18 protein-coding genes are annotated in these 24763 nt (G+C 71.1%); 14 read left to right on the top strand and 4 right to left on the bottom strand.

Annotation, left to right across the window (positions count from 1 at the left end; all coding sequences use genetic code 11):
- Nucleotides 1–34 precede the first annotated feature (34 nt).
- Nucleotides 35–2035, top strand: a complete 2001-nt coding sequence (locus tag NQU54_RS18150; protein ID WP_257631971.1) for an ATP-dependent DNA helicase — start codon at nucleotides 35–37, stop codon at nucleotides 2033–2035.
- Nucleotides 2036–2170: 135 nt separating this feature from the next.
- On the opposite strand, the gene lexA is transcribed toward NQU54_RS18150, so the two are convergent.
- Complete coding sequence (gene lexA, locus NQU54_RS18145; RefSeq protein WP_069867872.1) at nucleotides 2171–2974, bottom strand: transcriptional repressor LexA; 804 nt, start codon at nucleotides 2972–2974, stop codon at nucleotides 2171–2173.
- 451 nt (nucleotides 2975–3425) lie between these two features.
- Between lexA and nrdR the strand changes: the two genes are divergently transcribed.
- From nrdR to NQU54_RS18130, 3 genes are all read left to right on the top strand, one after another.
- Entirely contained in the window at nucleotides 3426–3947 is a 522-nt protein-coding gene (gene nrdR, locus NQU54_RS18140; RefSeq protein ID WP_030842751.1) for a transcriptional regulator NrdR, read from the top strand.
- Between the two features lie 114 nt (nucleotides 3948–4061).
- On the top strand, nucleotides 4062–6926 hold the full coding sequence (locus NQU54_RS18135; RefSeq protein ID WP_069867871.1) for a vitamin B12-dependent ribonucleotide reductase: 2865 nt from the start codon (nucleotides 4062–4064) through the stop codon (nucleotides 6924–6926).
- 181 nt (nucleotides 6927–7107) lie between these two features.
- Nucleotides 7108–7713 carry a YdbC family protein gene (locus NQU54_RS18130; RefSeq protein WP_069867870.1) on the top strand — a complete coding sequence of 202 codons (606 nt, stop codon included), beginning with the start codon at nucleotides 7108–7110 and terminating at the stop codon, nucleotides 7711–7713.
- Between the two features lie 40 nt (nucleotides 7714–7753).
- Here NQU54_RS18130 and NQU54_RS18125 read toward each other — a convergent pair whose 3' ends face one another.
- Complete coding sequence (locus NQU54_RS18125) at nucleotides 7754–8380, bottom strand: TetR/AcrR family transcriptional regulator (protein ID WP_257631970.1); 627 nt, start codon at nucleotides 8378–8380, stop codon at nucleotides 7754–7756.
- Between the two features lie 121 nt (nucleotides 8381–8501).
- Between NQU54_RS18125 and NQU54_RS18120 the strand changes: the two genes are divergently transcribed.
- The 5 genes from NQU54_RS18120 (at nucleotide 8502) to NQU54_RS18100 (ending at nucleotide 13337) form a co-directional block, all read left to right on the top strand.
- On the top strand, nucleotides 8502–10148 hold the full coding sequence (locus NQU54_RS18120) for an ABC-F family ATP-binding cassette domain-containing protein (protein ID WP_308408495.1): 1647 nt from the start codon (nucleotides 8502–8504) through the stop codon (nucleotides 10146–10148).
- Nucleotides 10149–10157: 9 nt separating this feature from the next.
- Complete coding sequence (locus NQU54_RS18115) at nucleotides 10158–10817, top strand: histidine phosphatase family protein (RefSeq protein ID WP_257631969.1); 660 nt, start codon at nucleotides 10158–10160, stop codon at nucleotides 10815–10817.
- A gap of 11 nt (nucleotides 10818–10828) precedes the next feature.
- Nucleotides 10829–11722, top strand: coding sequence for an ADP-ribosylglycohydrolase family protein (locus NQU54_RS18110; protein ID WP_257631968.1), 894 nt, complete (start codon nucleotides 10829–10831; stop codon nucleotides 11720–11722).
- A 190-nt stretch (nucleotides 11723–11912) separates the two neighbouring features.
- Nucleotides 11913–12614 carry a ribonuclease HII gene (gene rnhB, locus NQU54_RS18105; RefSeq protein WP_257631967.1) on the top strand — a complete coding sequence of 234 codons (702 nt, stop codon included), beginning with the start codon at nucleotides 11913–11915 and terminating at the stop codon, nucleotides 12612–12614.
- Between the two features lie 69 nt (nucleotides 12615–12683).
- Nucleotides 12684–13337: a hypothetical protein gene (locus NQU54_RS18100; protein ID WP_257631966.1), complete on the top strand. Its 654-nt coding sequence runs from the start codon at nucleotides 12684–12686 to the stop codon at nucleotides 13335–13337.
- A gap of 102 nt (nucleotides 13338–13439) precedes the next feature.
- Here the strand turns inward: NQU54_RS18100 and NQU54_RS18095 are convergent, their stop codons facing one another.
- Entirely contained in the window at nucleotides 13440–14057 is a 618-nt protein-coding gene (locus NQU54_RS18095) for a hypothetical protein (protein WP_093706234.1), read from the bottom strand.
- A gap of 226 nt (nucleotides 14058–14283) precedes the next feature.
- A complete protein-coding gene (locus NQU54_RS18090; RefSeq protein WP_257631965.1) occupies nucleotides 14284–16449 on the bottom strand; it encodes a RecQ family ATP-dependent DNA helicase in 2166 nt (721 codons plus the stop codon).
- A 110-nt stretch (nucleotides 16450–16559) separates the two neighbouring features.
- Here NQU54_RS18090 and NQU54_RS18085 point away from each other — a divergent pair, with 110 nt between their 5' ends.
- From NQU54_RS18085 to NQU54_RS18065, 5 genes are all read left to right on the top strand, one after another.
- The gene (locus tag NQU54_RS18085; protein WP_257631964.1) at nucleotides 16560–18146 is read left to right on the top strand and encodes a DUF4192 domain-containing protein; all 1587 of its coding nucleotides are present in this window, start codon (nucleotides 16560–16562) and stop codon (nucleotides 18144–18146) included.
- A gap of 235 nt (nucleotides 18147–18381) precedes the next feature.
- Complete coding sequence (locus NQU54_RS18080; protein WP_257631963.1) at nucleotides 18382–19143, top strand: NUDIX hydrolase; 762 nt, start codon at nucleotides 18382–18384, stop codon at nucleotides 19141–19143.
- Nucleotides 19144–19272: 129 nt separating this feature from the next.
- Complete coding sequence (locus NQU54_RS18075) at nucleotides 19273–21480, top strand: ATP-binding cassette domain-containing protein (protein ID WP_257631962.1); 2208 nt, start codon at nucleotides 19273–19275, stop codon at nucleotides 21478–21480.
- Between the two features lie 237 nt (nucleotides 21481–21717).
- Nucleotides 21718–22671, top strand: coding sequence for a FadR/GntR family transcriptional regulator (locus NQU54_RS18070; protein ID WP_308408494.1), 954 nt, complete (start codon nucleotides 21718–21720; stop codon nucleotides 22669–22671).
- 461 nt (nucleotides 22672–23132) lie between these two features.
- The gene (locus NQU54_RS18065) at nucleotides 23133–24710 is read left to right on the top strand and encodes an RNA polymerase sigma factor (RefSeq protein WP_257631960.1); all 1578 of its coding nucleotides are present in this window, start codon (nucleotides 23133–23135) and stop codon (nucleotides 24708–24710) included.
- Nucleotides 24711–24763: the final 53 nt, after the last annotated feature.

The raw sequence follows: 24763 nt of genomic DNA, 5'->3' as shown, positions 1-24763 counted from the left end.
TGATGTCGGTGCCGCCCCGTAGGCTGGCTGCCCTATGACTGAATCGTCCTCGCCTCCACTCGCCGATCTGCTGCACGCCGCCGTAACCGCCGTCGGCGGTACCGAGCGCCCTGGTCAGACCGCCATGGCCGAAGCCGTGGCGGAGGCGATTGACGACAGCTCCCATCTGCTGGTTCAGGCCGGTACCGGCACCGGGAAGTCCCTCGGCTATCTGGTGCCCGCCCTCGCCCACGGTGAGCGTGTCGTCGTCGCCACGGCGACCCTCGCCCTCCAGCGGCAGCTCGTCGAGCGCGATCTGCCCCGCACCGTGGAGGCGCTGCACCCGATCCTGCGCCGCCGCCCCGAGTTCGCCATGCTCAAGGGCCGCTCCAACTATCTGTGCCTGCACCGGCTCCACGAGGGCGTTCCGCAGGAGGACGCCGATGAGGCCGGCCTCTTCGACCCGTTCGAGGCCGCCGCGCCCACCAGCAAGCTCGGCAAGGACCTGCTGCGGTTGCGCGACTGGTCGGACGAGACCGAGACCGGCGACCGGGACGATCTGACCCCCGGTGTCTCGGACCGCGCCTGGGCCCAGGTGTCGGTCACCTCCCGGGAGTGCCTCGGCGCGTCCAAATGCGCCTATGGCGCGGAGTGCTTCGCCGAGGCGTCCCGTGAGCGGGCCAAACTCGCCGATGTCGTCGTCACCAACCACGCGCTGCTCGCCATCGACGCCATCGAGGGCGCCCCCGTGTTGCCCAGCCATGAGGTGCTGATCGTCGACGAGGCCCATGAGCTGGTCTCCCGGGTCACCGGTGTCGCCAGTGGCGAGCTCACCCCGGGCCAGGTCAACCGCGCCGTGCGGCGTGCCGCGAAGCTGGTCAAGGAACAGGCGGCGGACGCCCTCCAGACCGCCTCGGAGGGCTTCGAGCGGCTGATGGAGCTGGCGCTGCCCGGCCGCCTTGAGAAGATCCCCGAGGACCTCGGCTATGTGCTGATGGCGTTGCGCGACGCGGCCCGCACGGTGATCTCGGCGCTGGGCGCCACGCGGGACGCCTCGGTCAAGGACGAGGACGCGGTCCGCAAGCAGGCGCTGGGCGCCGTGGAGACCATCCACCAGGTGGCCGAGCGGATCGTCGAGGGCTCGGAGTATGACGTGGTCTGGTACGAGCGGCACGATCGCTTCGGGGCCTCGCTGCGTGTCGCCCCGCTCTCCGTTTCGGGGCTGCTGCGCGAGAAGCTGTTCGAAGACCGGTCCGTCGTCCTCACCTCCGCCACGCTCAAGCTGGGCGGGGACTTCAACGGGGTGGCGGCCTCACTCGGTCTCGCCCCCGAGAGCCCGCAGGATCCGGAGGGCGGCGAGGACACCGCGCCGCGCTGGCAGGGCCTCGACGTCGGCTCGCCCTTCGACTATTCGAAGCAGGGGATCCTCTACGTCGCCAAGCATCTCGCCCAGCCCGGCCGCGACGGCAGCCGCGCCGATATGCTCGATGAGCTCACCGAGCTGGTCGAGGCCGCGGGTGGTCGCACGCTCGGGCTGTTCTCGTCCATGCGCGCCGCCCAGGCGGCCGCGGAGGAGCTGCGTGGGCGTATCGACATGCCCATCCTCCTCCAGGGCGAGGAGACGCTGGGCGAGCTGATCCGCGCCTTCGCCGCCGACGCCAAGACCTGCCTGTTCGGCACGTTGTCCCTCTGGCAGGGCGTCGATGTGCCGGGGCCCAGCTGCCAGCTGGTGGTGATGGACCGGGTGCCCTTCCCCCGCCCCGACGACCCTCTGATGAGTGCCCGCCAGAAGGCGGTGGAGGAGGCCGGGGGCAATGGCTTCATGGCCGTCGCCGCGACCCATGCCGCGCTGCTGATGGCCCAGGGCGCGGGCCGGCTCGTGCGCGCTTCGGGTGACCGCGGCATTGTCGCCGTCCTGGATCCCCGGGTCGAGCGGGCCCGCTACGGCTCGTTCCTCCGCAAGTCCATGCCGGACTTCTGGTACACGACCGACCGCAACCAGGTGCGCCGCTCGCTGGCCGCCATCGACACGGCGGCCAAGGCCCAGGAGGCGTAGCGGGGCGCCGCCCTACGGTCGGCGCATTCGACCACGGCCCGACGGCCGCCATAAACAGCAGGGCCCCGGAACCGGCGCAGTGGTCCCGGGGCCCGGTCGTGGGGCACGCTGAAAGCGCACCTCGATCCGGCGCGCTCAGACGCGCCGCAACACCGCGACCACCTTGCCCAGAATGGTGGCCTCGTCGCCGGGGATCGGCTGGTAGGCGGCGTTGTGCGGGAGCAGCCACACATGGCCGTCCTCCCGCTTGAAGCGCTTCACCGTGGCCTCACCGTCGAGCATCGCGGCGACGATGTCGCCGTTCTCGGCGACGGGCTGACGGCGCACCGTCACCCAGTCCCCGTCGCAGATGGCGGCCTCGATCATGGAGTCGCCGACCACCTTCAGCACGAAGAGCTCACCGTCGCCGACCAGCTGCCGGGGGAGCGGGAAAACATCCTCGACCGACTCCTCGGCGAGGATCGGCCCACCGGCCGCGATCCGGCCGACCAACGGCACATAGGAGGCGGCGGGCTTGCCGGTGGTGTCCGTGGGCTGGGCGCTGGGCTGGTCGGAGCCGCGGACCTCGTAGGCCCGGGGCCGATGGGGGTCGCGTCGCAGAAAGCCCTTCCGCTCCAGAGCCATCAGCTGATGGGCGACGGACGAGGTGCTGGAGAGGCCCACCGCCTGGCCGATCTCCCGCATGGACGGCGGGTAACCACGCCGCTGCACAGAGTCGCGAATGACCTCGATGACGCGCCGCTGCCGGTCGGTCAGCCCTGAGCTGTCCGCCCGGATGCCTGGAGGTCGCCCTGGTAGCGATCGCGTGGGCTTCTGCCCCTCCGGGTTCGTGGCGTCTTCGTTCATCGGGTGGGTCTGGTTCATCGCGTGTGTCTGTTCGAGTCGGCTCTGGGAGCGCTCCTGGGCGGTAATAGTGGCGCTCTCTGCGGTGGTGGTCACGACGGCCCCTCTCGAGATGTTCTCCCTAGTTGGACAACGGTAGTTGCTTTCGAAAGGTTGCGCCAAACACACGTTCGAGTGAAATTTCGCAGATGGGCTGACGTGATCGCAGGCTTAGGTGTATGGGCCGTTTGGTCCGGCCGTTGTGGGGCGCCCTCAGTCTTGCATCCCGACCCCCATGAATCCGGGACGCGCGGGGTTCGCGTAGTCTCGTGCCTGCTCCCGAGTCGTGACACGCCATCCGGGTCGGTTGAGTGCCAGACACCAGATCTAGTGGTTTGATGGATGTAAGCCACCCACAGGTTGTGGTCCCTGGTGGATTTCCTGCCAAGGTTTTCGCTTATGCTTGTGGCCGTCCCGGCGGGCCTCGCGGCCCGGTGGGGGCTAGTCAGGCATGTTCAGGCATGTTCAGTCATGCGCCGTTTTTGAGGGTGAGGGAGGGATCGGAGCCATGCACTGCCCCTTCTGCCGGCACCCCGACAGCCGTGTCGTCGACAGCCGCACCACGGATGACGGCTGCTCGATCCGCAGGCGCCGCCAGTGCCCCGACTGCTCGCGCCGCTTCACGACCGTGGAGACCGCGTCACTGATGGTGATCAAGCGGAGCGGGGTCACCGAGCCCTTCAGCCGCGACAAGGTCATTTCGGGGGTGCGCAAAGCGTGCCAGGGTCGTCCGGTCACCGAGGACGCCCTTGCCAAGCTCGGTCAGCAGGTGGAAGAGGCGGTCCGGGCCACCGGCAGCGCCGAGCTGTCCACCCATGACGTCGGGCTCGCCATACTCGGTCCGCTCCAGAAGCTCGACCTCGTCGCCTACCTCCGCTTCGCCTCCGTCTACCGCGCCTTCGACTCCCTCGAGGACTTCGAGGCCGCCGTCGCGGAGCTGCGTGACCAGCAACGGCCTCCCGCGCACGACCGCGGGTCCGGCGCCGAAGGGGCCGCGGAGGCCCCCGCGCCGGCCATCGCCGCCGACTGACCGGCGGCCCATACACCCGCCCGGGGCGCTTGGCGCATCCGGGTGAAAGACAGACACCGTGCCTGGGGAAGAAATGGGCACATCAGGGCGTTTTCGCCCGTACAGGGAGGCGGAATGACAGAGACGACGAGCGGCCCGGCACGAGGCTCCCGCTCCAAGGGAAGCAAAGCGAACAAGGGTCTGCGCATCGAGCGCATTCACACCACCCCCGGCGTGCATCCGTACGACGAGGTGGTCTGGGAGCGCCGTGACGTCGTCATGACCAACTGGCGCGACGGTTCGGTCAACTTCGAGCAGCGCGGCGTGGAGTTCCCCGACTTCTGGTCGGTGAACGCGGTCAACATCGTCACGAGCAAGTACTTCCGCGGCGCGGTGGGTTCCCCGGAGCGGGAGGCGAGCCTGAAGCAGCTCATCGACCGCGTGGTGCGCACCTACCGCAAGGCCGGTGAGGACAATGGCTACTTCGCCTCGCCCGCGGACGCCGAGATCTTCGACCACGAGCTCACCTACGCGCTGCTGCACCAGGTCTTCAGCTTCAACTCGCCTGTCTGGTTCAACGTCGGCACCCAGCAGCCGCAGCAGGTCAGCGCCTGCTTCATCCTCTCCGTGGACGACTCCATGGAGTCGATCCTGGACTGGTACAAGGAAGAGGGGATGATCTTCAAGGGCGGCTCCGGCGCCGGCCTGAACCTCTCCCGCATCCGCTCCTCCAAGGAACTCCTCTCCTCGGGCGGCAACGCCTCAGGACCCGTCTCCTTCATGCGCGGCGCCGACGCCTCCGCCGGAACGATCAAGTCGGGCGGCGCCACCCGCCGGGCCGCCAAGATGGTCGTGCTCGACGTCGATCACCCGGACGTCGAGGCGTTCATCGAGACCAAGGTCAAGGAGGAGGAGAAGATCCGCGCCCTGCGCGACGCGGGCTTCGACATGGACCTGGGCGGCGACGACATCACGTCCGTCCAGTACCAGAACGCCAACAACTCCGTCCGCGTGAACGACACGTTCATGAAGGCCGTGGAGTCCGGCGCGTCATTCGGGCTGCGCAGCCGGATGACCGGTGAGCCCATCGAGGAGGTCGACGCCAAGTCGCTCTTCCGCAAGATGGCCGAGGCGGCCTGGGCCTGCGCCGACCCGGGGATCCAGTACGACGACACCATCAACCACTGGCACACCTCACCGGAGTCGGGCCGGATCACCGCGTCCAACCCGTGCAGCGAGTACATGCACCTGGACAACTCCTCGTGCAACCTCGCCTCGCTCAACCTGATGAAGTTCCTCCAGGACGACGACGCGGGCAACCAGCGCTTCGACGCCGAGCGCTTCGCCAAGGTCGTCGAGCTGGTCATCACCGCGATGGACATCTCCATCTGCTTCGCGGACTTCCCGACCGAGAAGATCGGCGAGACCACCCGCGCCTTCCGCCAGCTGGGCATCGGCTACGCCAACCTGGGCGCCCTGCTGATGGCCACCGGCCATGCCTACGACAGCGACGGCGGCCGGGCCCTGGCCGGAGCGATCACCTCCCTGATGACCGGCACCTCGTACAAGCGCTCCGCGGAGCTCGCCGCCGTGGTCGGCCCGTACGACGGCTACGCCCGTAACGCGGACGCCCACAAGCGCGTCATGAAGCAGCACTCGGACGCCAATGCCGTGGCCAAGCGCATGGACGACCTGGACACCCCGGTCTGGGCCGCGGCCACCGAGGCATGGCAGGACGTCCTGCGCCTCGGCGAGAAGAACGGCTTCCGCAACGCCCAGGCGTCGGTGCTCGCGCCGACCGGCACCATCGGCCTGATGATGGACTGCGACACCACGGGCGTCGAGCCGGACCTGGCCCTGGTCAAGTTCAAGAAGCTGGTCGGCGGCGGCTCCATGCAGATCGTGAACAACACGGTCCCCAAGGCGCTCAAGCGGCTCGGCTACCAGGAGGAGCAGGTCGAGGCGATCGTCGCCCACATCGCCGACAACGGCAATGTGATCGACGCGCCGGGGCTGAAGCCCGAGCACTACGAGGTCTTCGACTGCGCGATGGGCGAGCGCTCCATCTCGCCGATGGGCCATGTGCGGATGATGGCCGCCGCCCAGCCGTTCCTCTCCGGCGCGATCTCCAAGACGGTCAACATGCCGGAGTCGGCTACCGTCGAGGAGATCGAGGAGATCTACTTCGAGGGCTGGAAGCTCGGCATCAAGGCGCTGGCGATCTACCGCGACAACTGCAAGGTCGGTCAGCCGCTCTCCGCCAAGAAGAAGGAGGAGAAGGAGCAGGCCGAGCCCGAGGTCGAGAAGGTCGTCGAGTACCGCCCGGTCCGCAGGCGCCTCCCCAAGGGCCGTCCCGGCATCACCACCTCCTTCACGGTGGGCGGCGCCGAGGGCTATATGACCGCCAATTCCTACCCGGACGACGGTCTCGGTGAGGTCTTCCTGAAGATGTCCAAGCAGGGCTCGACCCTGGCGGGCATGATGGACGCCTTCTCGATCGCCGTGTCGGTCGGTCTTCAGTACGGCGTGCCGCTGGAGACCTACGTCTCGAAGTTCACCAACATGCGCTTCGAGCCGGCCGGTATGACGGACGACCCGGATGTGCGGATGGCGCAGTCGATCGTCGACTACATCTTCCGCCGGCTGGCGCTGGACTTCCTGCCCTTCGAGACCCGCTCGGCGCTCGGCATCCACTCCGCCGAGGAGCGCCAGCGCCACCTGGAGACGGGGTCCTACGAGGCCGCCGACGACGAGGTGGACGTCGAGGGCCTGGCCCAGTCGGCGCCGCGCCATGTGGTGGAGGCCCCCAAGGGCAGCACGTCCAAGCCGCGGACCACGAACGGGTCGGCGAGGGAGGCCCACAGCTCGACCGAACTGGTCGAGATCCAGATGGGGTTGAACGCGGACGCTCCGCTCTGCTTCTCCTGCGGCACCAAGATGCGCCGTGCGGGCAGCTGCTACCTGTGCGAGGGCTGCGGTTCGACGAGCGGCTGTAGCTGATCGCGTCCTTACGGATGACATCCGGGGCGGGGCGCGGGCCTTCGGGCTCGCGCCCCGCCGCCGTCAGTCTCCATCTGTCTCCATCCACGTTCGTCTTCGGGCGCCGTATGGTGCGATGCCCAAACGGGGGCGGACTCTCCGGTATGTGATGAGGGCCACCGCACCGCCGTAGGATGGCGCGGTGCTGGTCAAGTGGATTCGTTGCACCGTGGTGGACCGCCCGGGTTTCGAGCGGGGGCAGCGGAAGTGGGCGGGGTTGCCCGGCGAACCGGGATTCCGGGGGCAGGGCGGTGGCTGGAGCCGGGGGCGGCCGGATGTGGCGCATGTCTTCTCGTTCTGGGAGAGCCGGGCGTTCTACGACTCCTTCATGGCGCGCTCACACGACCGGCTGGCGGCCGCGCAGTCGGGCACGTACAGGGATATGCAAGTCCGGCTGTTCGAGCACCGCTTCGATGTGAAGGTCGGCTTCGAGCCACGCTTCTCCGACGCGGATGTGGTGCGTGTCGCGCACTGCCGTGTGCGCCCCGACCGGGTGGAACACTTCACGCTGGTGCAGGAGAAGGTGTGGAATCCGGCCATGGCCGGGTCACCCGGAATGTTGCGCGGGGTGTTCGGCGAGGCACCGGGGAACGAGTTCATGGTCCTGTCGCTGTGGGACTCGGCGGCCGAGCACGGAAAGTACCGCGTGGAGCGGGTCGAGCGGCTCGGCCTGCGCGCGCAGACGGAAGCGGATGTGGCGGCGATCACCGGTGACGTCGTTCGGATCGAGTCCGCCTGGACGGTGTGAGGGCGGGACGCGGAACCCTGCCGCTCCCAGGGCGGTCTGGTCAGCGGCGGTCGGGGAGATACGCCCCGGCCCGGACCGCGGTGGCGACGGCGGTCGCCGTCTGGTCGGCGAGCGGCGTGTCGATGGGCTCACGGGTGATGAGTGCCCGGAAGAACAAGGGCGCGGAGACGGCGCGTACGACCGACGCGGCGTCGGTGCCGGATGGGGCCTCGCCCCGGTCGACGGCCCGCCGCACCACGGATTCACACCGGTCGAAGCGCCCGGTGTAGAAGGTGTGCAGCGCCTCGGCCGCGCGTTCGGACTGGAACGCGGCCGCGATGAAGGCGGTCGGCGCGGCGGCGGCCGACGCGCTGCCGAAGGTCTCGGTCACCTCGCGGGCGAGAGCACGTAGATCACCCTCAAGGCTTCCGGTGTCGGGCGGCGTCCAGGCGTCCTCGCCCGCGAGGTCGAGCGCGTCCGCCACGAGCCCCTCGACACTGCCCCAGCGCCGGTAGACGGTCGTCTTGTGGACGCCGGAGTGCTCGGCGACGTACTCCACGGTCAGACCGGGATAGCCGTGCTCGGCGAGGCCGGTGAGCACGGCGTCGCGCACCGCCGAGCGGGTGCGCGCGGTGCGCCCTCCGGGGCGGACGGTGCCCGGCGTCGGGGTGGCGCTTTCTGTGGACAAGTGCAACTCCAGTTGTGTTAGTTGGTTTGCCGTGTCATGGTGAGGGTAATGCAACTTCAGTTGTGTTTGTAGCGTGCGGTTCGGATAGCCGCATGTGGTCGCGTGCTTGGAGGTACGCCCTGTGCCCACACAGATCTCGCTGCGAGGCGTCACGCTGTCCCGGGGTGGCCGGCTGCTGCTCGACGACGTGTCCCTCGCGGTGCGGCCCGGGGAGCGTGTCGGCGTCGTGGGGGAGAACGGAGCAGGTAAGTCCACCCTGCTGCGGCTGCTGGCCGGGAGTGAATTGCCCGACGACGGCCCCGTGGTGACGGTGGCCGACGGCGGCATAGGGCACCTCGGCCAGACGCCCGAGCTGCCCCCGGACCACACGGTGCGCGACGCGGTGGACGCCGCCCTCGCCGAGGTGCGCGCCATGGAGCGCGGGCTGCGCGAGCTGGAGGCGGATCTCGGCGGCGGTGCCCCCGAGGCGCTCGCCGCGTACGGCGATCTGCTCACCGCGTTCGAGGCCCGCGGTGGCTATGAGGCGGATGCCCGGGTGGAGAAGGCCCTGCACGGTCTGGGGCTCGGCGGCATCGGGTACGAGCGCCGGCTCGGCAGTCTGTCGGGCGGTGAGCAGGCCCGGCTCGGGCTCGCCTGCCTGATCGCCGCCGCCCCCGAAGTGATGCTGCTGGACGAGCCGACCAATCACCTCGACGGCGCCGCGCTCAGCTGGCTGGAGGAGGCCCTGCGGGGGCATCCGGGTACCGTCCTCGCGGTCTCCCACGACCGGGTCTTCCTGGAGCGGGTGGCGACCGCGATCATCGAGGTGGACGCGGACCGGCGCGCCCTGGTGCGCTACGGCGGGGGGTACGGCGGATTCGTCGCCGAGCGGATCGCCGCGCGCCGCCGCTGGGAGCAGGCATACGAGGAGTGGTGCGCGGAGACGGCCGCGCTGGCCGAGGCCGCCACCACCGTCGCACGCCGGGTCGCCCCGGGCCGTGGCATGAAGGACGGCAACAAAATGGCCTACGACCGGGATCGGGGACGCGTGCAGTCCTCGGTGTCCAGCAGGGTGCGGAACGCCCGGGAGAGGCTGCGCAGGCTCCAGGAGGACCCGGTGCCGCGCCCGCCGGAGCCGCTGAGGTTCTCGGCGCTGCCCGCCGGGGGCACGGCGGACGGTGTGCTCGTCGATCTCCACGATGTTCGCGTGGGGGAGCGGCTGGCGGTGGACCGGCTCACCGTGGTGGCCGGAGAGAGGCTGCTCGTCCACGGGGCGAACGGCGCGGGCAAATCCACCCTGCTGCGGGTCATGGCCGGGGTGGAGAAACCGGAGGCGGGGCGGGTGGTCCGCCGGGGAAGGGTCGGCTATCTCGCCCAGGAGATACCGGTGGCCCGGCCCCGGGAGCGGTTGCTACCGGCCTTCGGCCGTGGACTGCCGGGGACGCCGGAGGAGCAGGCCACCCTGCTGCTGTCCTACGGGCTGTTCCGCTCGGACGATCTCCATGTCCCGGTGGGATCGCTCTCCGCGGGCCAGCGCCGCCGGCTGGCGCTCGCCCGGCTGCTGGCCCGCCCCGCCGATCTGCTGCTGCTCGACGAGCCGACCAACCATCTCGCCCTCGGCCTGGTAGAGGAGCTGGAGGAGGCACTGGCCCAGTGGACCGGGGCGCTGGTGGTGGTCTCGCACGACCGGCTGCTGCGCAGCCGGTTCACCGGGCGGCGGTGCGAGATACGCGGAGGCCGGCCCATGGCCGAGGAGGGGGGTGAGGCACTGGCCACGGCCTCGATCTAGGGTGGCGCCATGGCTCGACCCCGGCGCATCGTCCTCCTACGGCACGGAGAATCGGAGGGGAATGTCGATGACTCGGTGTACGAAAGAGTGCCCGACCATGCTCTGAAGCTGACCGAGAACGGACTCCGGCAGGCGAAGGAGGCGGGCGAGCGGCTGCGCGCCACCTTCGGCGACGAACAGGTCTCGATCTATGTGTCGCCGTACCGCCGCACCCACCAGACCCTGAAGCTGCTCGATCTGGACCCCTCCCGCACCCGGGTCAGGGAGGAGCCCCGGCTGCGGGAGCAGGACTGGGGGAACTGGCAGGACCGCGAGGACGTGCGGAAACAGATGGCGTACCGCGACGCCTACGGGCACTTCTTCTACCGGTTCGCGCAGGGTGAGTCGGGCGCGGATGTCTACGACCGGGTGGACGCCTTCCTGGAGAGCCTGTGGCGCAGCTTCCAGGACCCGGCACATCCGCCGAACGTCCTGCTGGTGACCCATGGGCTGACCATGCGGCTGTTCTGTATGCGGTGGCTGCACTGGAACGTCGCCGAATTCGAGTCGCTGTCGAACCCCGGCAACGGTGAGACACGGTCCCTGCTGCTCGGCCCGGACGGGCGCTACCGCCTGGACCGGCCGTTCGAGCGCTGGTGCACCCCCGAGCCCTACGGCCGCACCGGTTAGAGTGCGCAACGATGACCGCTGACCGTTTCCACCGGGCTCTCCGGAGTCTGCGCGGGCTGGCCGTGGGCGATGCCCTCGGCTCCCAGTTCTTCGTACCCGCCAACTATCCGTTCCTCAAGCGCCGCGAGCTGCCACCCGCCCCCTGGCAGTGGACCGACGACACCGAGATGGCCTGCTCGATCCTGGCCGTCCTGGTGACCCACGGCCGGATCGACCAGGACGATCTCGCCCGGTCCTTCGCCGACCACCATGATTTCGACCGGGGCTACGGCCCCGCCGTGAACCGGATGCTCCGCCTCGTCAGGGAGGGTGGCAACTGGCGTGACCTGGCCGCCGCTCTGTTCCGGGGGCAGGGGTCGTGGGGAAACGGCGCCGCCATGCGGATCGCCCCGCTGGGCGCCTGGTACGCGGGCGATGTGGAGCAGGCGACACATCAGGCGGAGATCTCGGCGTACACCACGCATCAACACCGCGAGGCGGTGGCGGGTGCCATGGCGGTGGCCGCGGCGGCGGCGCTGGTGGCCGATCCGGCGGGCCACGGCGGGCCGGAGGAGTTGCTGGACCGGGTGGTCGAGGTGGTGCCGCGCAGCGCCGTCCATGCGGGGCTGCGCCGGGCCCGCGACATGCTCGACTACGCGGACGCGGGGACCGTCGCCGCGGTGCTCGGCTGCGGCCGCCGTACCAGCGCCCATGACACCGTGCCGTTCGCCCTGTGGGCGGCCGCCCGCCACCTGGGCTCCTTCGAGGAGGCGATCTGGAAGACGGCCTCGGCCGGAGGGGATGTGGACACCACCTGCGCCATCGCCGGAGGAGTGGTCGCGGCCGAGGCAACCGGCACGCCGCCCGGCGACTGGCAGGACCGCACCGAGGCGCTGCCCGGGTGGGTCCCGGCGCGGGGCGACTGACCCGTCCCATGGGCGGGATGAGGTATGTCGCCCGGTTTGCCCCACCTGTCGAACCGGCCCTCCGCCGCGCCGCGTTGAGCGGAAGCGGCGACCGGGTTCACCAGGGAGGCAACCGCCGGGGGCGGCTGGCGACCGCTGCCGGGATCCGGGTTCCGAATGCGGGTAAGAGCGGCGTAAGGTTGTCCTCGCCATGGCCTATGAACCGCCCACCCACAGTGTCGAGCGCTCGCTTCGAGCCACGACGGGAGCCAAGATCGTCGTCGGTATCGACGAGGTCGGGCGCGGGGCATGGGCCGGTCCGGTGACGGTCTGCGCGGCGGTCACCGGACTGCGCCGTCCGCCCACCGGACTCACCGACTCCAAGCTGCTGAGCCCCAAGAAGCGCACGGCCCTGGCCCGGGAGTTGGACTCGTGGGTCACCGCACACGCCCTGGGTCACTCCTCTCCCGAGGAGATCGACGCCCTGGGGATGACGGCCGCCCTCCGGCTCGCCGCCACCCGTGCGCTGGACACGTTGCCGGTCCGGCCGGACGCGGTGATCCTGGACGGGAAGTACGACTACCTCGGTGCTCCCTGGACGGTTCGTACGGTCATCAAGGGCGATCAGTCCTGTGTGTCCGTCGCCGCCGCCTCGGTGATCGCCAAGGTGCGCCGGGATGCGATGATGGCCGAACTGGGAGCCGACCACACGGACTTCTGTTTCGAGGACAATGCCGGATATCCGTCCCCCACACACCGCGCCGCCCTGCGGGACCTGGGGCCCACGCCCCACCACCGGCTGTCCTGGGCCTATATGGACGGGCTGCCCCGCTGGCGGCACCTGAAGCGGATCCGCAACACCCCCGAACCGGTCGGGCTGGAGGACGAAGGCCAACTCGGCTTCGACTTCTGAGCCAGACCAAGCGGTCAAAACCGCCACCCGCCGATGCGACTCGCACCGACGTTTGATAGACATCAGCCCATGCCTCTCATCCCCGAGGAGCCTCAGATTCACGAGAGTGTCCCGGGTCCCCGCGCGACACCGGCCGCAGGCCGCACCGCGCCGACCCCTCGTCCTGTCCCTGGTCCCGGCCCCCGGCCCGCGCCGCGTCGGCCTGGAAGCCCCGGTCCCAACCGTGGCTCCGCCGGAACCTCGTCGGCCCAGTCGCAGCGCACCACGAGCGATGCGACGAAGCCCCTGCCGACCGCCCCGGCGGCCTCGGCTGCCAAAACAACCGCCGCCAAGGCCACTCCCCAGATCCAGCTGATCCCCGCCACGGTGGAGGGTGCGCTGGACGCGGCGGACGAGGCGGTCGACCTGCTGCTGGATTCCGGCCGGGCCCCGGCCGACATCCTGGTGCTGACCACCGGGGAGCAGCATCCATGGGCGGCGCATGAGCTGTCCTTCGGCGAGGCGTCCTACTGGGCGCAGCACGACGCGGGAGACGATGTCTTCTACGCCGACGCGGGTGCCGATCGAGCCAAGGGCCGCCCTGTCGTGATCGTCGCCGTCAACGGTGGTGCGAACGATGCCGTGGCCCACGCGCTGCCCGAGGCGATGGGCCGTGCCGGGACGCTGCTGATCGTCTGCGGCGACCCGAAGCGGATCAACACCCTTATCGGTCCGGGCGCCTGAGGCCGCACGTCCCCGAACGCCCGGTGTCCGGCAGTCTCTGCCCCCGCGGCGGAGCTGTCCGGCGTCCGGACGGACCAGGGGCCGTGCGTGCTCCGCGGCTGGTCAGACGGCGGCGGAGTGGCTCAGCGCCTTGCGCGCTCCGAGGCGGGGCCGCGGCAGCGCCTTCGCGTCGCCGTCGCCCTCGACCGCCACCCCCACCTCGGTGGGCAGCGAAGCGGAGTTCGGCCGACGGCCGCCCCGCCCCTCGCCGAGGACCCGCCATCCGTCGTGGGTCAGCGTGATGTACGCGCCACAGCGCAGACCGTGCAGGGTGCAGGCGTCGCGCAGCCCCCACATCCAGGCGCCGTCCTCCTCCGTCCACCGGCCCTCGCCCTCGCGGCAGTAGAGCAGCACGGCGGTGCGGATCGGTGTGCGGCGGCGCAGGTCGTGCGGGATCACCCGGCGCAACTGCGCCAGCAGCGCGTTCCGGAAGTCCCAGCCGTCGACGGCGGCGGCGCGGCGGATGAACGAGGCGCTCGCCGTGAGCCGCTCGTCCGGATCGAGGACCGCGACGACGGCGGTCGAGGGCGTGGGCAGATGGCGACTGTGCAGTCCGGTGACCACCTCGCGCGGGTTGCGCAGCAACGGGATTCCCGCTGCCGCCCACTCGGCGGGCTGGAGCATCCGGCCGACCCGGGAAGCGGAACCGGCGGACGGTGGTGGAGCGAAGCCGAAGGTCACGGTCATCCCTTCGTCTGCGCCCACGGTCCGTGCGAAGGGTCGGGCACGGGCGCGGGCCACGACACAGCCCGTCGGTACCACGGACGGACCGGGGGCGGGGAGCTGCTGACAATTCTCGCGGTCGCGCCCGCCCGCGGCAATGCGCAGTTGACGCCACTGACCGTTTTTCCTGGATGTGCGTTCTATATTCCTGACCGGTTCGCGCCCCGCCGCGGCCCGGCCGCCCCTACCCCTGCACGGCCAGGACCAGCGGAAACACTCCGGCCGCTCCGGCCCGGCGGAGCAGCCGGGAGGCGACGGCCAAGGTCCAGCCGGTATCCGCCATATCGTCCACCAGCAGCACCGGCCCACCCGCCTCGGCGAGGGCCGCCGCCAGCGGGGGCGGCACGGTCAGCGCGCCATGCAGCGCCCGCAGCCGCTGGGCGCTGTTGGTGCGCGGCACCCGGGTGTCGATCTCGCCGTCGTGGTACGCCACGCTCCCGAGCAGGGGCAACCGGCCGACGGCGGCGATCCGTTCGCCCAGTGTCCGGATCAACTGCGGACGGGTGCGCGAGGCGATCGTGACCACGCCCACCGGGCGGTCCGGGGCGTCCGGCGCGCCCGAGGCCCAGCCGCCGGGGCCCTTGGCCCAGTCGGCGAGCACCGTCACCACCGCACCGGCCACATCGTCGGGCACCGGGGCGTCCGGGCTCTGCGGGGCCAGCAGCGGCCGCAGCCGGTTTCCCCAGCCGATGTCGGACAGACGGCCCAGGGCCCGGCCCGGAGCGGCCTGCTCACCCGCCGCGATGCGGCCCTTGAGATCGACGCCCACCGCGGGCAGCCCGGTCGGCCACATACGGCGCGGCTCCACCTCGACACCGGGCCGCCCCAGCTCACCGCGCGCCGCGTCCAGCGAGGCGGCGGACACCTCGGCGGTGAACCGAGCCCCCGCGCAGTTGTCACAACGGCCGCACGGCGCCGCCTTCTCGTCGTCCAGCTGCCGCCGGAGGAACTCCATCCGGCAGTCGGCCGTCGTGGCGTACTCCCGCATGGCCTGCTGCTCGGCCTCCCGCTGGCGTGCCACCCACGCATACCGCTCCGCGTCGTACGCCCAGGGCTGACCGGTGGCCGTCCAGCCGCCGCGCACACGCCGCACCGCGCCGTCCACGTCGAGCACCTTGAGCATGATCTCCAGACGTGACCGCCGCAGCTCGACCTGGGGCTCGAGCGCGGGCAGCGACACCGGCCGGTCCGACGCCGCCAGCACATCGAGGGTGCGGCGCACCTGCTCCTCGGGCGGGAAGGCGAGCGAGGCGAAATACCGCCAGATCGCCTCGTCCTCACGGCCGGGCAGAAGCAGCACCTCGGCGTGCTCCACACCGCGCCCGGCGCGTCCGACCTGCTGGTAGTAGGCGATGGGGGAGGACGGTGAACCGAGATGCACCACGAAGCCGAGATCCGGCTTGTCGAAGCCCATGCCCAGCGCGGAGGTGGCGACCAGCGCCTTGACCCGGTTGGCCAGCAGATCCTCCTCGGCCTGCTGACGATCCGCGTTCTCCGTCTTGCCGGTGTAGGAGGCCACGGTGTGGCCGCGCTGCCGCAGAAACGCGGTCACCTCCTCGGCCGCGGCGACGGTGAGGGTGTAGATGATCCCTGAGCCCGGCAGCTCATCGAGGTGGTCGGCGAGCCAGCCGAGCCGATGCGCGGCGTCCGGCAGCGGCAGCACGCCCAGCCGCAGGCTCTCCCGGTCCAGCGGGCCGCGCAGCACCAGCGCTCGCCCCGTGCCCTCGCCGGTGCCCAACTGCTCGGCCACATCGGCCGTGACCCGTGCGTTCGCGGTCGCGGTCGTGGCGAGCACGGGCACGCCCTGGGGCAGATCGGCGAGCATGGTGCGCAGCCTGCGGTAGTCGGGCCGGAAGTCATGGCCCCAGTCGGAGATGCAGTGTGCCTCGTCGACGACCAGCAGACCGGTGGCGGCGGCTAGCCGGGGCAGCACCTCGTCGCGGAAGTCGGGGTTGTTCAGCCGCTCGGGGCTCACCAGCAGCACATCCACCTCGCCCGCGGCGACCTCCGCCTGGATGGTGTCCCACTCCTCGGTGTTGGCGGAATTGATGGTGCGGGCGTGGATACCGGCGCGCGCGGCGGCCTCGACCTGGTTGCGCATCAGCGCGAGCAGGGGGGAGACGATCACGGTCGGACCGCTGCCGCGCTCGCGCAGCAGCGCGGTGGCGACGAAATACACCGCCGACTTGCCCCAGCCCGTGCGCTGCACGACCAGTGCCCGGCGGCGCTCGGCGACCAGCGCCTCGATCGCCCGCCATTGATCCTCCCGGAGCCGGGCGGAGCCGGTGGTGTCCCCGACGAGGCGGGCCAGGACGCGGTCGGCCGAGGTACGCAGATTTTCGTCGCTCATGCCCCCATGCAACCCGATCCCGCCGACATCGCGCCAACGCCCCCGGCAGCCTGTGGATAAGGTTATCCACAGGGGTGGCGGGGCCGCCGGGGCTGAGGGACCGTCGGGCCATGACTCGACACAACGAAGCGGCCGGGCTGCCCGGCGAAGAGCAGGTCACCCTCCGCAGTCCGGCCGAGCTCGCCGATGCCCTGCCCTATGTCCTGGGTTTTCAGCCGGACGACAGCATCGTGATGATCGCGCTGCACGGCTCGCGCGGCCGGTTCGGCGGCAGGCTGAGGCTCGGCATTCCCCGGGTCCCGGAGGAGTGGCCCGAGGTCTGCGACCAGCTCGCCGAATGCCTGATCAGCGGCTGTGAGCGGCGTGGCGGACGGCCGGAGGGGGTCGTTCTGTTCCTGTGCCAGGAGCCGGCCGAGGGCGAGTCCGGGCAGGAGGCGATGGAGCGGCTGCGGCCCCTCGCCCAGCGGCTGCGCATCGCGTGCGGCGGGTTGGATGTGCCGGTGTTCGAGGCGCTCTGCATCTCCGGCGGCCGGTTCTGGTCGTATGTCTGCCCCGACCGGCGCTGCTGTCCGCCGGAAGGCGTTCCGCTCGCCCTGCCCGGCACCTCGGTCATGGCCGCTGCGGCGACGTTCGCGGGGGTCCAGGTGCGCGGCTCGCTGCGCGAGATGGAGGCCAGGCTCGCCCCGCTCGGCGCGCCTCGGGCCGATGGGCAGGAGCGGGCGCTGGACGCGGCCGGGGTCGAGCTCGTGCCCCGGATCCTGGATGGTGGTGGCTCCGCGACGGTCCGTGCGCAGACCCTCGGTCTGCTGGGCCGGATGCTGGACGAATTCCAGGCCGAGACACCGGTCGCCGATGCCTGTACGGCCGATCTCAGCGATGACGGTCTGCTCGACGACCGGGAGGCTGCCGCAGTGATCATCGGGCTCCAGGACCGGCGCACCCGGGACCGGGTGGCCGGGTGGATGGAGGAAGTGGACGCCGACGCGGCGCTGCGGCTGTGGCGCGCGCTGGCCCGCCGCTGTGTCGGCTCGTACGGGGAGCATGCGGCGGCGCCGCTCACCCTGGCGGGGTGGGTCGCCTGGTCGGCGGGTGATGAGCTCATGGCACGGGTGGCGTTCGGCCGTGCCCTGCGGGTCGATCCCGACTATCTCTTCGCCAGGCTGCTGCACCAGGCGTGCAATGAGGGGGTCCATCCGAAGCTGTTGCGTCAATGCCTGCGTCGGGAGAGCTCCGACGGCGTCGACGGTTCCGAGCGCGTCGACGGCTCTGACGGGACCGTTCGCGCCGACCGGGCTGACCGTGCCGACCGGGCCGTGCACGCCGCGGTGCACGCGGAACTGGAGCGGCTCGGCGATTTGGCGGCCGCCGAGCCGCAGGAGGCCGCTGGAGCCCCCGCCGAAACGGTCGAGACGGCTGGACCGGTCGAGTCGGCTGATCTCACCGAGGTGTCCGCCCCCGCGGGAGTGGAGGAGCCGGGGGAAGCGGAGGAACAGGCGGAAGCGGAAGCGGAGGCGCCGGGGGAGGCGGAGGACCGGAGGGAGCGGCAGTCGGCGCGGGAGCGGCCGGGCGGAACGGCGGGCTCGGGTGGCAAGGGAGGACCGGCCGGGGCGGGCACCCCGGGAGGCACGCGCCGTCCGGAAGGACGGCCGCGCGCCCGGCGCCGGACCGGTGGACGGGGGGCGCGCAGCCGCCGCTGACCCGGACCGGGCCAGGGAGCCCGAGCGCGGCGGCCAGGGGCGGACGGCGGACGATGGACGGCAGGGCAGGCAGGGTGGGCCGAGGCGCGACGACCTGGGGTGCGGGGCGGCTCGGCGGCATTCGGAAGGGGGTTCGGGAAGCGTGTGGGCAAGCGGTTGAGAGAGCGGTTTCACGAACATCGGGGATCATGCTCAAGGGCCTGATTATCGTCAGGCAGACGACTATGATCGCGTCATGCCCTACGACCCATCGGCCTTTCCGGCATTCGCGGTCACCGTTGATCTGGTCGTGCTCACCGTGCGGCGGCATTCGCTGTGTGCGCTGGCCGTCCGCCGCGGGGAGCCGCCCTTCAAGGGGCGGTGGGCGCTGCCCGGCGGTTTCGTGCGGTCCGATGAGGATCTCGCCGCCGCCGCTGCCAGGGAGCTGGCCGAGGAGACCGGGCTGCTCGCCCATGACCCCACGCTTCCGGTCCCGCCGAACGCCGCCCATCTCGAGCAGCTCGCCACGTACGGCGATCCCAATCGGGACCCCCGAATGCGAGTGGTCAGCGTGGCGCACCTCGCGCTGGCGCCCGATCTGCCCGCGCCCCGGCCCGGAGGTGACGCGCACAGCGTGCGCTGGGCCCCGGTCGAATCGCTGCTCGAGCAGGACGGGACCTTCGGCCGGGACAGCGATCTGGCCGCCCCGCTCGCCTTCGATCACGCCCGCATCCTCGCGGACGGGGTCGAGCGTGCCCGCTCCAAGATCGAGTACTCCTCGCTGGCCACCGCCTTCTGCCCGCAGGAGTTCACGGTCGGCGAGCTGCGCCGGGTGTACGAGGCGGTGTGGGGCGTGGCCCTGGACCCGCGCAACTTCCATCGCAAGGTCACCGGCACCCCGGGCTTCCTGGTGCCCACGGGTGGTACGACGACCCGTCAGGGCGGCCGTCCCGCCCAGCTGTTCCGGGCCGGAGGGGCGACGCTGCTCAACCCGCCCATGCTCCGTCCCGAGGTGTGACGGCCATGACACGACGAATTCCCGGAAGGTGCATGTAGCGAAGAAATAGGACATAGCGGGTTAATGTTCTCCGGTACGCCGCCAGTCCCCACGTGCCGTCGAGCGGTTCCATGCCCCGCGGGAGAAGCCATGATCCAGGCCACCGGACTGACCAGCACCCCCCGCCGCAACCACCCTCCCGTCGTGGACGACCTCACCTTCGAGGCCCCGGCGGGTAGGGTCACCGCACTGCTCGGCGCCCCCGGCGCGGGCAAGACCACCGCGCTGCGGCTTCTGCTACAGCTTGACCGGGGCCATGGCTCCGCCTTCTTCCGGGGCCGCCCCCTGCATCGCATCCGGCGCCCGGCTCATGAGATCGGCGTTCTCCTCGAGGACGTCCCCGGTCACCCCGGCCGCACCGTGCGGGGGCATCTGAGGATGCTCGGTGCCGCGGCCGGGGTGGCCGCCGCACGCGCCGATGTGGTGCTCGACGTGGTCGGTCTCACCGATCTGGCGGACGAGCGTCTCGGCGATCTGTCGACCGGGGCCGAGCGTCGCCTCGGGCTCGCCACCGCTCTGCTCGGGGACCCGCACACGCTGGTCCTCGATGAGCCCGCACGGGGCCTGTCGGCCCGCGAGACCGCCTGGCTCCATGGGCTGCTGCGCCAATTCGCCGCCCACGGTGGCGCCGTCCTCGTCGCCACCGAGGACGCCGAGGGCGTCATCCGCCTCGCGGACCAGGTGCTCACCCTGGAATCGGGCCGGCTGGTGGCCGATCAGTCGGTGGACGAGTTCGCCCGCACCCGGCTGCGCCCCCGTGTCGTGGTCCACTCGCCGCTCGTCGGCCGGCTCGCCGCCGTCCTGGAGGAGGAGGTCGAAGCCGCACGGCAGTTGGCCGAGGCCAGGGCGGAGGAGGAAGCCCGGGCGGCGGCCGAGCTCGCGGCCAAGGCGGGGGCCGCCGAGCCCGACGCTGTCCAGTCCGACGTCGCCGACGGGGGCGACGTCGTCAAGGGCGAGGGCGCCGGGCCCAAGACCAGGAAGCGGACAATCTGGCGCAAGGTCAGGAAGGCCCGGCCCGTCGCCCCGGGCGCCGCTGCCCGGGCCGAAGCGAAGAAGGCCACCGCGGAAGCCGTGGCTGACGACCAGGCGAGCCGGCCCGACAAGACGAGCAAGGTCGGCCAGGCGAGCAAGGTCGGCAAGCCCGACAAGGCCGTCCCTGTCCCTGCCCCCGTCCCCGCGCCTGCCCAGTCCCCCGCCCCCGACTCCGAAGCGGCCGGCGCGCGCACCGGGGCCGCTGCTGGTACCGCCACCGGTACCACTACCGCCACCGGTTCCGGAACCGAGGTCGAGGAAGAGCCGGTCGCCGCCGTCGCCGACCCGTTCTCCGTGGTGCGGGACGACGAGACCCACATCTCCGTCTACGGTCTGTCCCCCGCAACCGTCGGGGAGACCGCCTACCGCCACAACATCGTGGTCCACCGGCTGGTCGAGGAGACCGCCGATCTGGGCCCGGGGACCGTCGCGGGCGCCCGTGCCCGCGACCCCGAGGCGCCTCCGCTGCGTCTGCTGCCCAAGCTCCGCTTCCCCGGCCCCGCCTGGCCGATGCGCTATGAGTTGCGCCGTGCCATCGGTGTACGGACCGGTTGGCTGATCGGCGTCGCCTCCATCGTCGCCTCCCTCCTCGCCTCGGTGCTGCTCGCCCGTGCGGGCGCCACCGGGGAGCTGCACCGGCTCACCGGCTGGCCCGCCGACCTCCCGCTGCCTCCCGTCGCCATCGCGGCCGGCCTTCTGGGAGCCCTCGCCTTCGGGGACGAGTTCCGCTACCCGGCACTGGCCGCGACCCGGGACGCGGTGCCCCGCCGAATCGGGCTGCTGGCCGCCAAGTTCGCCATCTGCGCGGCCGGTGCGGTCCTGCTGTCGCTCGGCGTCATCGTGCTCGACAGTGCGGCGCTCCTGCTGCTCGTCGGCGGTAACGCGGTACCGCTGCCGGGCGACTGGCCCGAGCTGGTGGTCGGCGTCTTCGGCCTGACCATCGGCTCGTCATGGGCCGGGCTGCTCGCCGCCGGGGTCTTCCGGTCCACCGCGCTCGGGCTGGCCACCCTGCTCGCCGTGCCGATCCTCGCGGTGCCCATCGTCCAGCGTGCGGCGCAGGATCCGTCGCTGCGTTCGCTGGTCATGCTGCCGCACCGGCTGCGCGCCGCGACGCTGGAGCGGCCGCCCTCCATGATCGACCGAGGGCTTGCGGTCGCGCTGCGGCTCGCGTCCCAACCCGTCGGACAGGCCCTGATGTTGTCGGTCGCCGTCCTGCTGTGTGCCTACGCCCTCACTGGTCTGCGTGGCAGGAGTACCCGCCAATAGCACCCGCCAAAGCACCCACCCACCAGCCCCGCGCCGGGCGGCCGGGCCCGACCCATCGGCCGCCCGGTCCGCGCCGGTCGCTCAGCCCGCCGACCGACCGGCCCGTCCGGAGCCCGTGGATCAAGCCCGAAGCGGATTCGCACACTCATCGCGCGATCTGCTCGCAACTCCCCGAAGGATGCTTCTTTCTGTCCGATTGAGCGTCAATTATGAGGTAATGGGCGATCACCCTTTCGTGTGCTTTTCACCAAAGACCTCAAGGGCTTCCGAGGCGTCGCCGACAAAGGATGCGTGAGTACCCTTGCGCACACCACGATGACCGCGGCTCGCCCCGCCGACTCCGGCCTGGCCGGTTCGGGCGAGCTTGACCGCTACTCCTACGCCGACACCCCCGGCGCCGACCGCGGCAGCGCCCCCGCCTCCTGGGACGGTGCCGAGGCGGAGATCGGCCGGGTGGGCCGGCGCGCGGCCGGCAACCGGGGCCGCGGGCTGCACGGCCAACTCGTTCAGCAGCTGGGCCAGATGATCGTCTCCGGTGACCTGGGTGCGGACCGTCCGCTCGTCCCCGAGGAGATCGGCCAGCGCTTCGAGGTCTCCCGCACGGTCGTCCGGGAGTCGCTGCGCGTCCTCGAGGCCAAGGGCCTGGTCAGCGCCCGCCCCAATGTGGGCACCCGGGTCCGTCCGGTCAGCGACTGGAATCTGCTCGACCCGGACATCATCGAGTGGCGTGCCTTCGGCCCGCAGCGCGACGACCAGCGACGTGAGCTGTGCGAGCTGCGCTGGACCATCGAGCCGCTGGCCGCCCGTCTCGCCGCCGGTCATGGCCGCGAGGAGCTGCAGCAGCGGCTCGCCGACATGGTCGAGATCATGAACCATGCGCTGGCGCAGGGTGACAGCCTCACCTTCTCCCGCGCCGACGCCGAGTTCCACGCGCTGCTGCTCCAGGTCGGCGGCAATCGGATGCTGGAGCACCTGGCGGGCATCGTCGCCGCCGCGCTCCATGTCTCCGGGGCCCCGATCTCCGGCTGTGACCGCCTCACCGAGGCGGGCGTCGCCCACCACCGCCGGATCGTCGAGGCGATCGGCGAGGGCGACGCCACGGCGGCCGAGGCGGCGATGCGCCAGCTGCTGACCGTCCACCCGGATCTCGATCATGCCGAGGTCGGGGTGCCCGCGCCGCGCGAGCACTGATCCGCGGCGCGTCCGGACCCCGGATCGCCGGGTGTCCGGAGCGTGCGGCGTACGACGTACGGCAAGGCGGTGTCAGTCGGCGGTGAGCACCGGCCCGATGGATGCCGTACGGCGTACGAGAGGGCGCCGCCGGATCCCGCGCCGCGGGTTCGGCGGCGCGGCGCGATCGATCGATCAGCGCCGTGCGACTCCCGTCGGTGCGCGACCGGGAGTTTTCTGTCCCGTTGGATGGGCATTAAGACCGTTATGGGGTGTGACTCGGGCCACGAGTATTGGGCGTAACGCTCTTTGAGACAGCGCGATGATTAAAGAGGTGGCAGCCGCGGAGGGAATACGGATGTCGCTCGTAAACGCTGTACTCCTCCGCACTCCGCCCGCGCCGTCGGTTCATCCCTGCCGGCGGTCGTCGGCTCCGGTCCCCACCGGACTGAGCCGGAAGCCGTTTCCAACGTTCCGAGAGGTTGTTCGTGTCGGCCAGCACATCCCGTACGCTCCCGTCGGAGATCGCCGAGTCGGAGTCTGTCATGGCGCTCATCGAGCGGGGAAAGGCTGAGGGGCAGATCGCCGGCGACGATGTGCGCCGGGCCTTCGAGGCTGACCAGATTCCGCCAACCCAGTGGAAGAACGTACTGCGCAGCCTCAACCAGATCCTCGACGAGGAGGGTGTGACGCTGATGGTCAGTGCCGCAGAGGCGCCCAAACGCACCCGTAAGAGCGTCGCAGCGAAGAGCCCGGCGAAGCGCACCGCCACCAAGACCGTCGCGGCCAAGACGGTCACTGCCAAGAAGGTCCCCGCCGCCCCGGCCGCCCCCGCGGCGGACACCGGCGCCGCCCCGGTCGGTGAGACCACCGCGGTCCCCGCGAAGAAGGCCGCAGCCAAGAAGGCCACGGCCAAGAAGGCGGCTGCCAAGAAGACCACCACCGCCGCCGCCAAGAAGACGGTCGCGAAGAAGACCACCGCCACCAAGAAGGACGTCACCGACGAGCTTCTCGAGGGCGAGGACGTCATCGAGGAGACGCCGGGCAAGCCCGGTCCCGAAGGCGCCGAGGGCGAGCCGGAGAACGCGGGCTTCGTGCTCTCCGACGAGGACGAGGACGACGCCCCCGCGCAGCAGGTCGCCGCGGCTGGTGCCACGGCCGACCCGGTCAAGGACTACCTCAAGCAGATCGGCAAGGTCCCGCTGCTCAACGCCGAGCAGGAGGTCGAGCTCGCCAAGCGCATCGAGGCCGGTCTGTTCGCCGAGGACAAGCTCGCCAACTCCGACAAGCTGGCCCCCAAGCTCAAGCGTGAGCTGGAGATCATCGCCGAGGACGGCCGCCGTGCCAAGAACCACCTCCTGGAGGCCAACCTCCGTCTGGTGGTCTCGCTGGCCAAGCGCTACACGGGCCGCGGCATGCTCTTCCTGGACCTCATCCAGGAGGGCAACCTCGGTCTGATCCGCGCGGTCGAGAAGTTCGACTACACCAAGGGCTACAAGTTCTCCACGTACGCCACCTGGTGGATCCGTCAGGCGATCACCCGAGCCATGGCCGACCAGGCCCGCACCATCCGTATTCCGGTGCACATGGTCGAGGTCATCAACAAGCTGGCGCGCGTCCAGCGCCAGATGCTCCAGGACCTGGGCCGTGAGCCCACCCCGGAGGAGCTGGCCAAGGAGCTCGACATGACCCCCGAGAAGGTCATCGAGGTCCAGAAGTACGGCCGTGAGCCGATCTCGCTGCACACCCCCCTGGGCGAGGACGGCGACAGCGAGTTCGGTGACCTCATCGAGGACTCCGAGGCGGTCGTCCCGGCCGACGCGGTCAGCTTCACCCTGCTCCAGGAGCAGCTGCACTCCGTGCTCGACACGCTCAGCGAGCGTGAGGCGGGCGTGGTCTCGATGCGCTTCGGCCTCACCGACGGCCAGCCGAAGACCCTCGACGAGATCGGCAAGGTCTACGGCGTGACGCGTGAGCGCATCCGCCAGATCGAATCCAAGACGATGTCGAAGCTGCGCCACCCGTCCCGCTCCCAGGTCCTCCGCGACTACCTGGACTGATACGGACCACCGCCTCGTAACGGAGGCGGTGCCGCGCGAAGGCCGGGCCCCCT

This window comes from Streptomyces malaysiensis subsp. samsunensis, from assembly GCF_024519315.1.
Taxonomy (GTDB): Bacteria; Actinomycetota; Actinomycetes; order Streptomycetales; family Streptomycetaceae; genus Streptomyces; species Streptomyces malaysiensis.
This window is presented reverse-complemented; position numbering and strand designations above follow the sequence as displayed.

Bases quoted from the DNA above. Each gene is read 5' to 3' on its own strand.
- NQU54_RS18150 (WP_257631971.1), top strand. From the start codon at position 35: ATGACTGAATCGTCCTCGCCTCCACTCGCCGATCTGCTGCACGCCGCC.
- nrdR (WP_030842751.1), top strand. From the start codon at position 3,426: ATGCACTGCCCCTTCTGCCGGCACCCCGACAGCCGTGTCGTCGACAGC.
- NQU54_RS18135 (WP_069867871.1), top strand. From the start codon at position 4,062: ATGACAGAGACGACGAGCGGCCCGGCACGAGGCTCCCGCTCCAAGGGA.
- NQU54_RS18115 (WP_257631969.1), top strand. From the start codon at position 10,158: ATGGCTCGACCCCGGCGCATCGTCCTCCTACGGCACGGAGAATCGGAG.
- NQU54_RS18110 (WP_257631968.1), top strand. From the start codon at position 10,829: ATGACCGCTGACCGTTTCCACCGGGCTCTCCGGAGTCTGCGCGGGCTG.
- rnhB (WP_257631967.1), top strand. From the start codon at position 11,913: ATGGCCTATGAACCGCCCACCCACAGTGTCGAGCGCTCGCTTCGAGCC.
- NQU54_RS18100 (WP_257631966.1), top strand. From the start codon at position 12,684: ATGCCTCTCATCCCCGAGGAGCCTCAGATTCACGAGAGTGTCCCGGGT.
- NQU54_RS18090 (WP_257631965.1), bottom strand. From the start codon at position 16,449: ATGAGCGACGAAAATCTGCGTACCTCGGCCGACCGCGTCCTGGCCCGC.
- NQU54_RS18085 (WP_257631964.1), top strand. From the start codon at position 16,560: ATGACTCGACACAACGAAGCGGCCGGGCTGCCCGGCGAAGAGCAGGTC.
- NQU54_RS18080 (WP_257631963.1), top strand. From the start codon at position 18,382: ATGCCCTACGACCCATCGGCCTTTCCGGCATTCGCGGTCACCGTTGAT.
- NQU54_RS18075 (WP_257631962.1), top strand. From the start codon at position 19,273: ATGATCCAGGCCACCGGACTGACCAGCACCCCCCGCCGCAACCACCCT.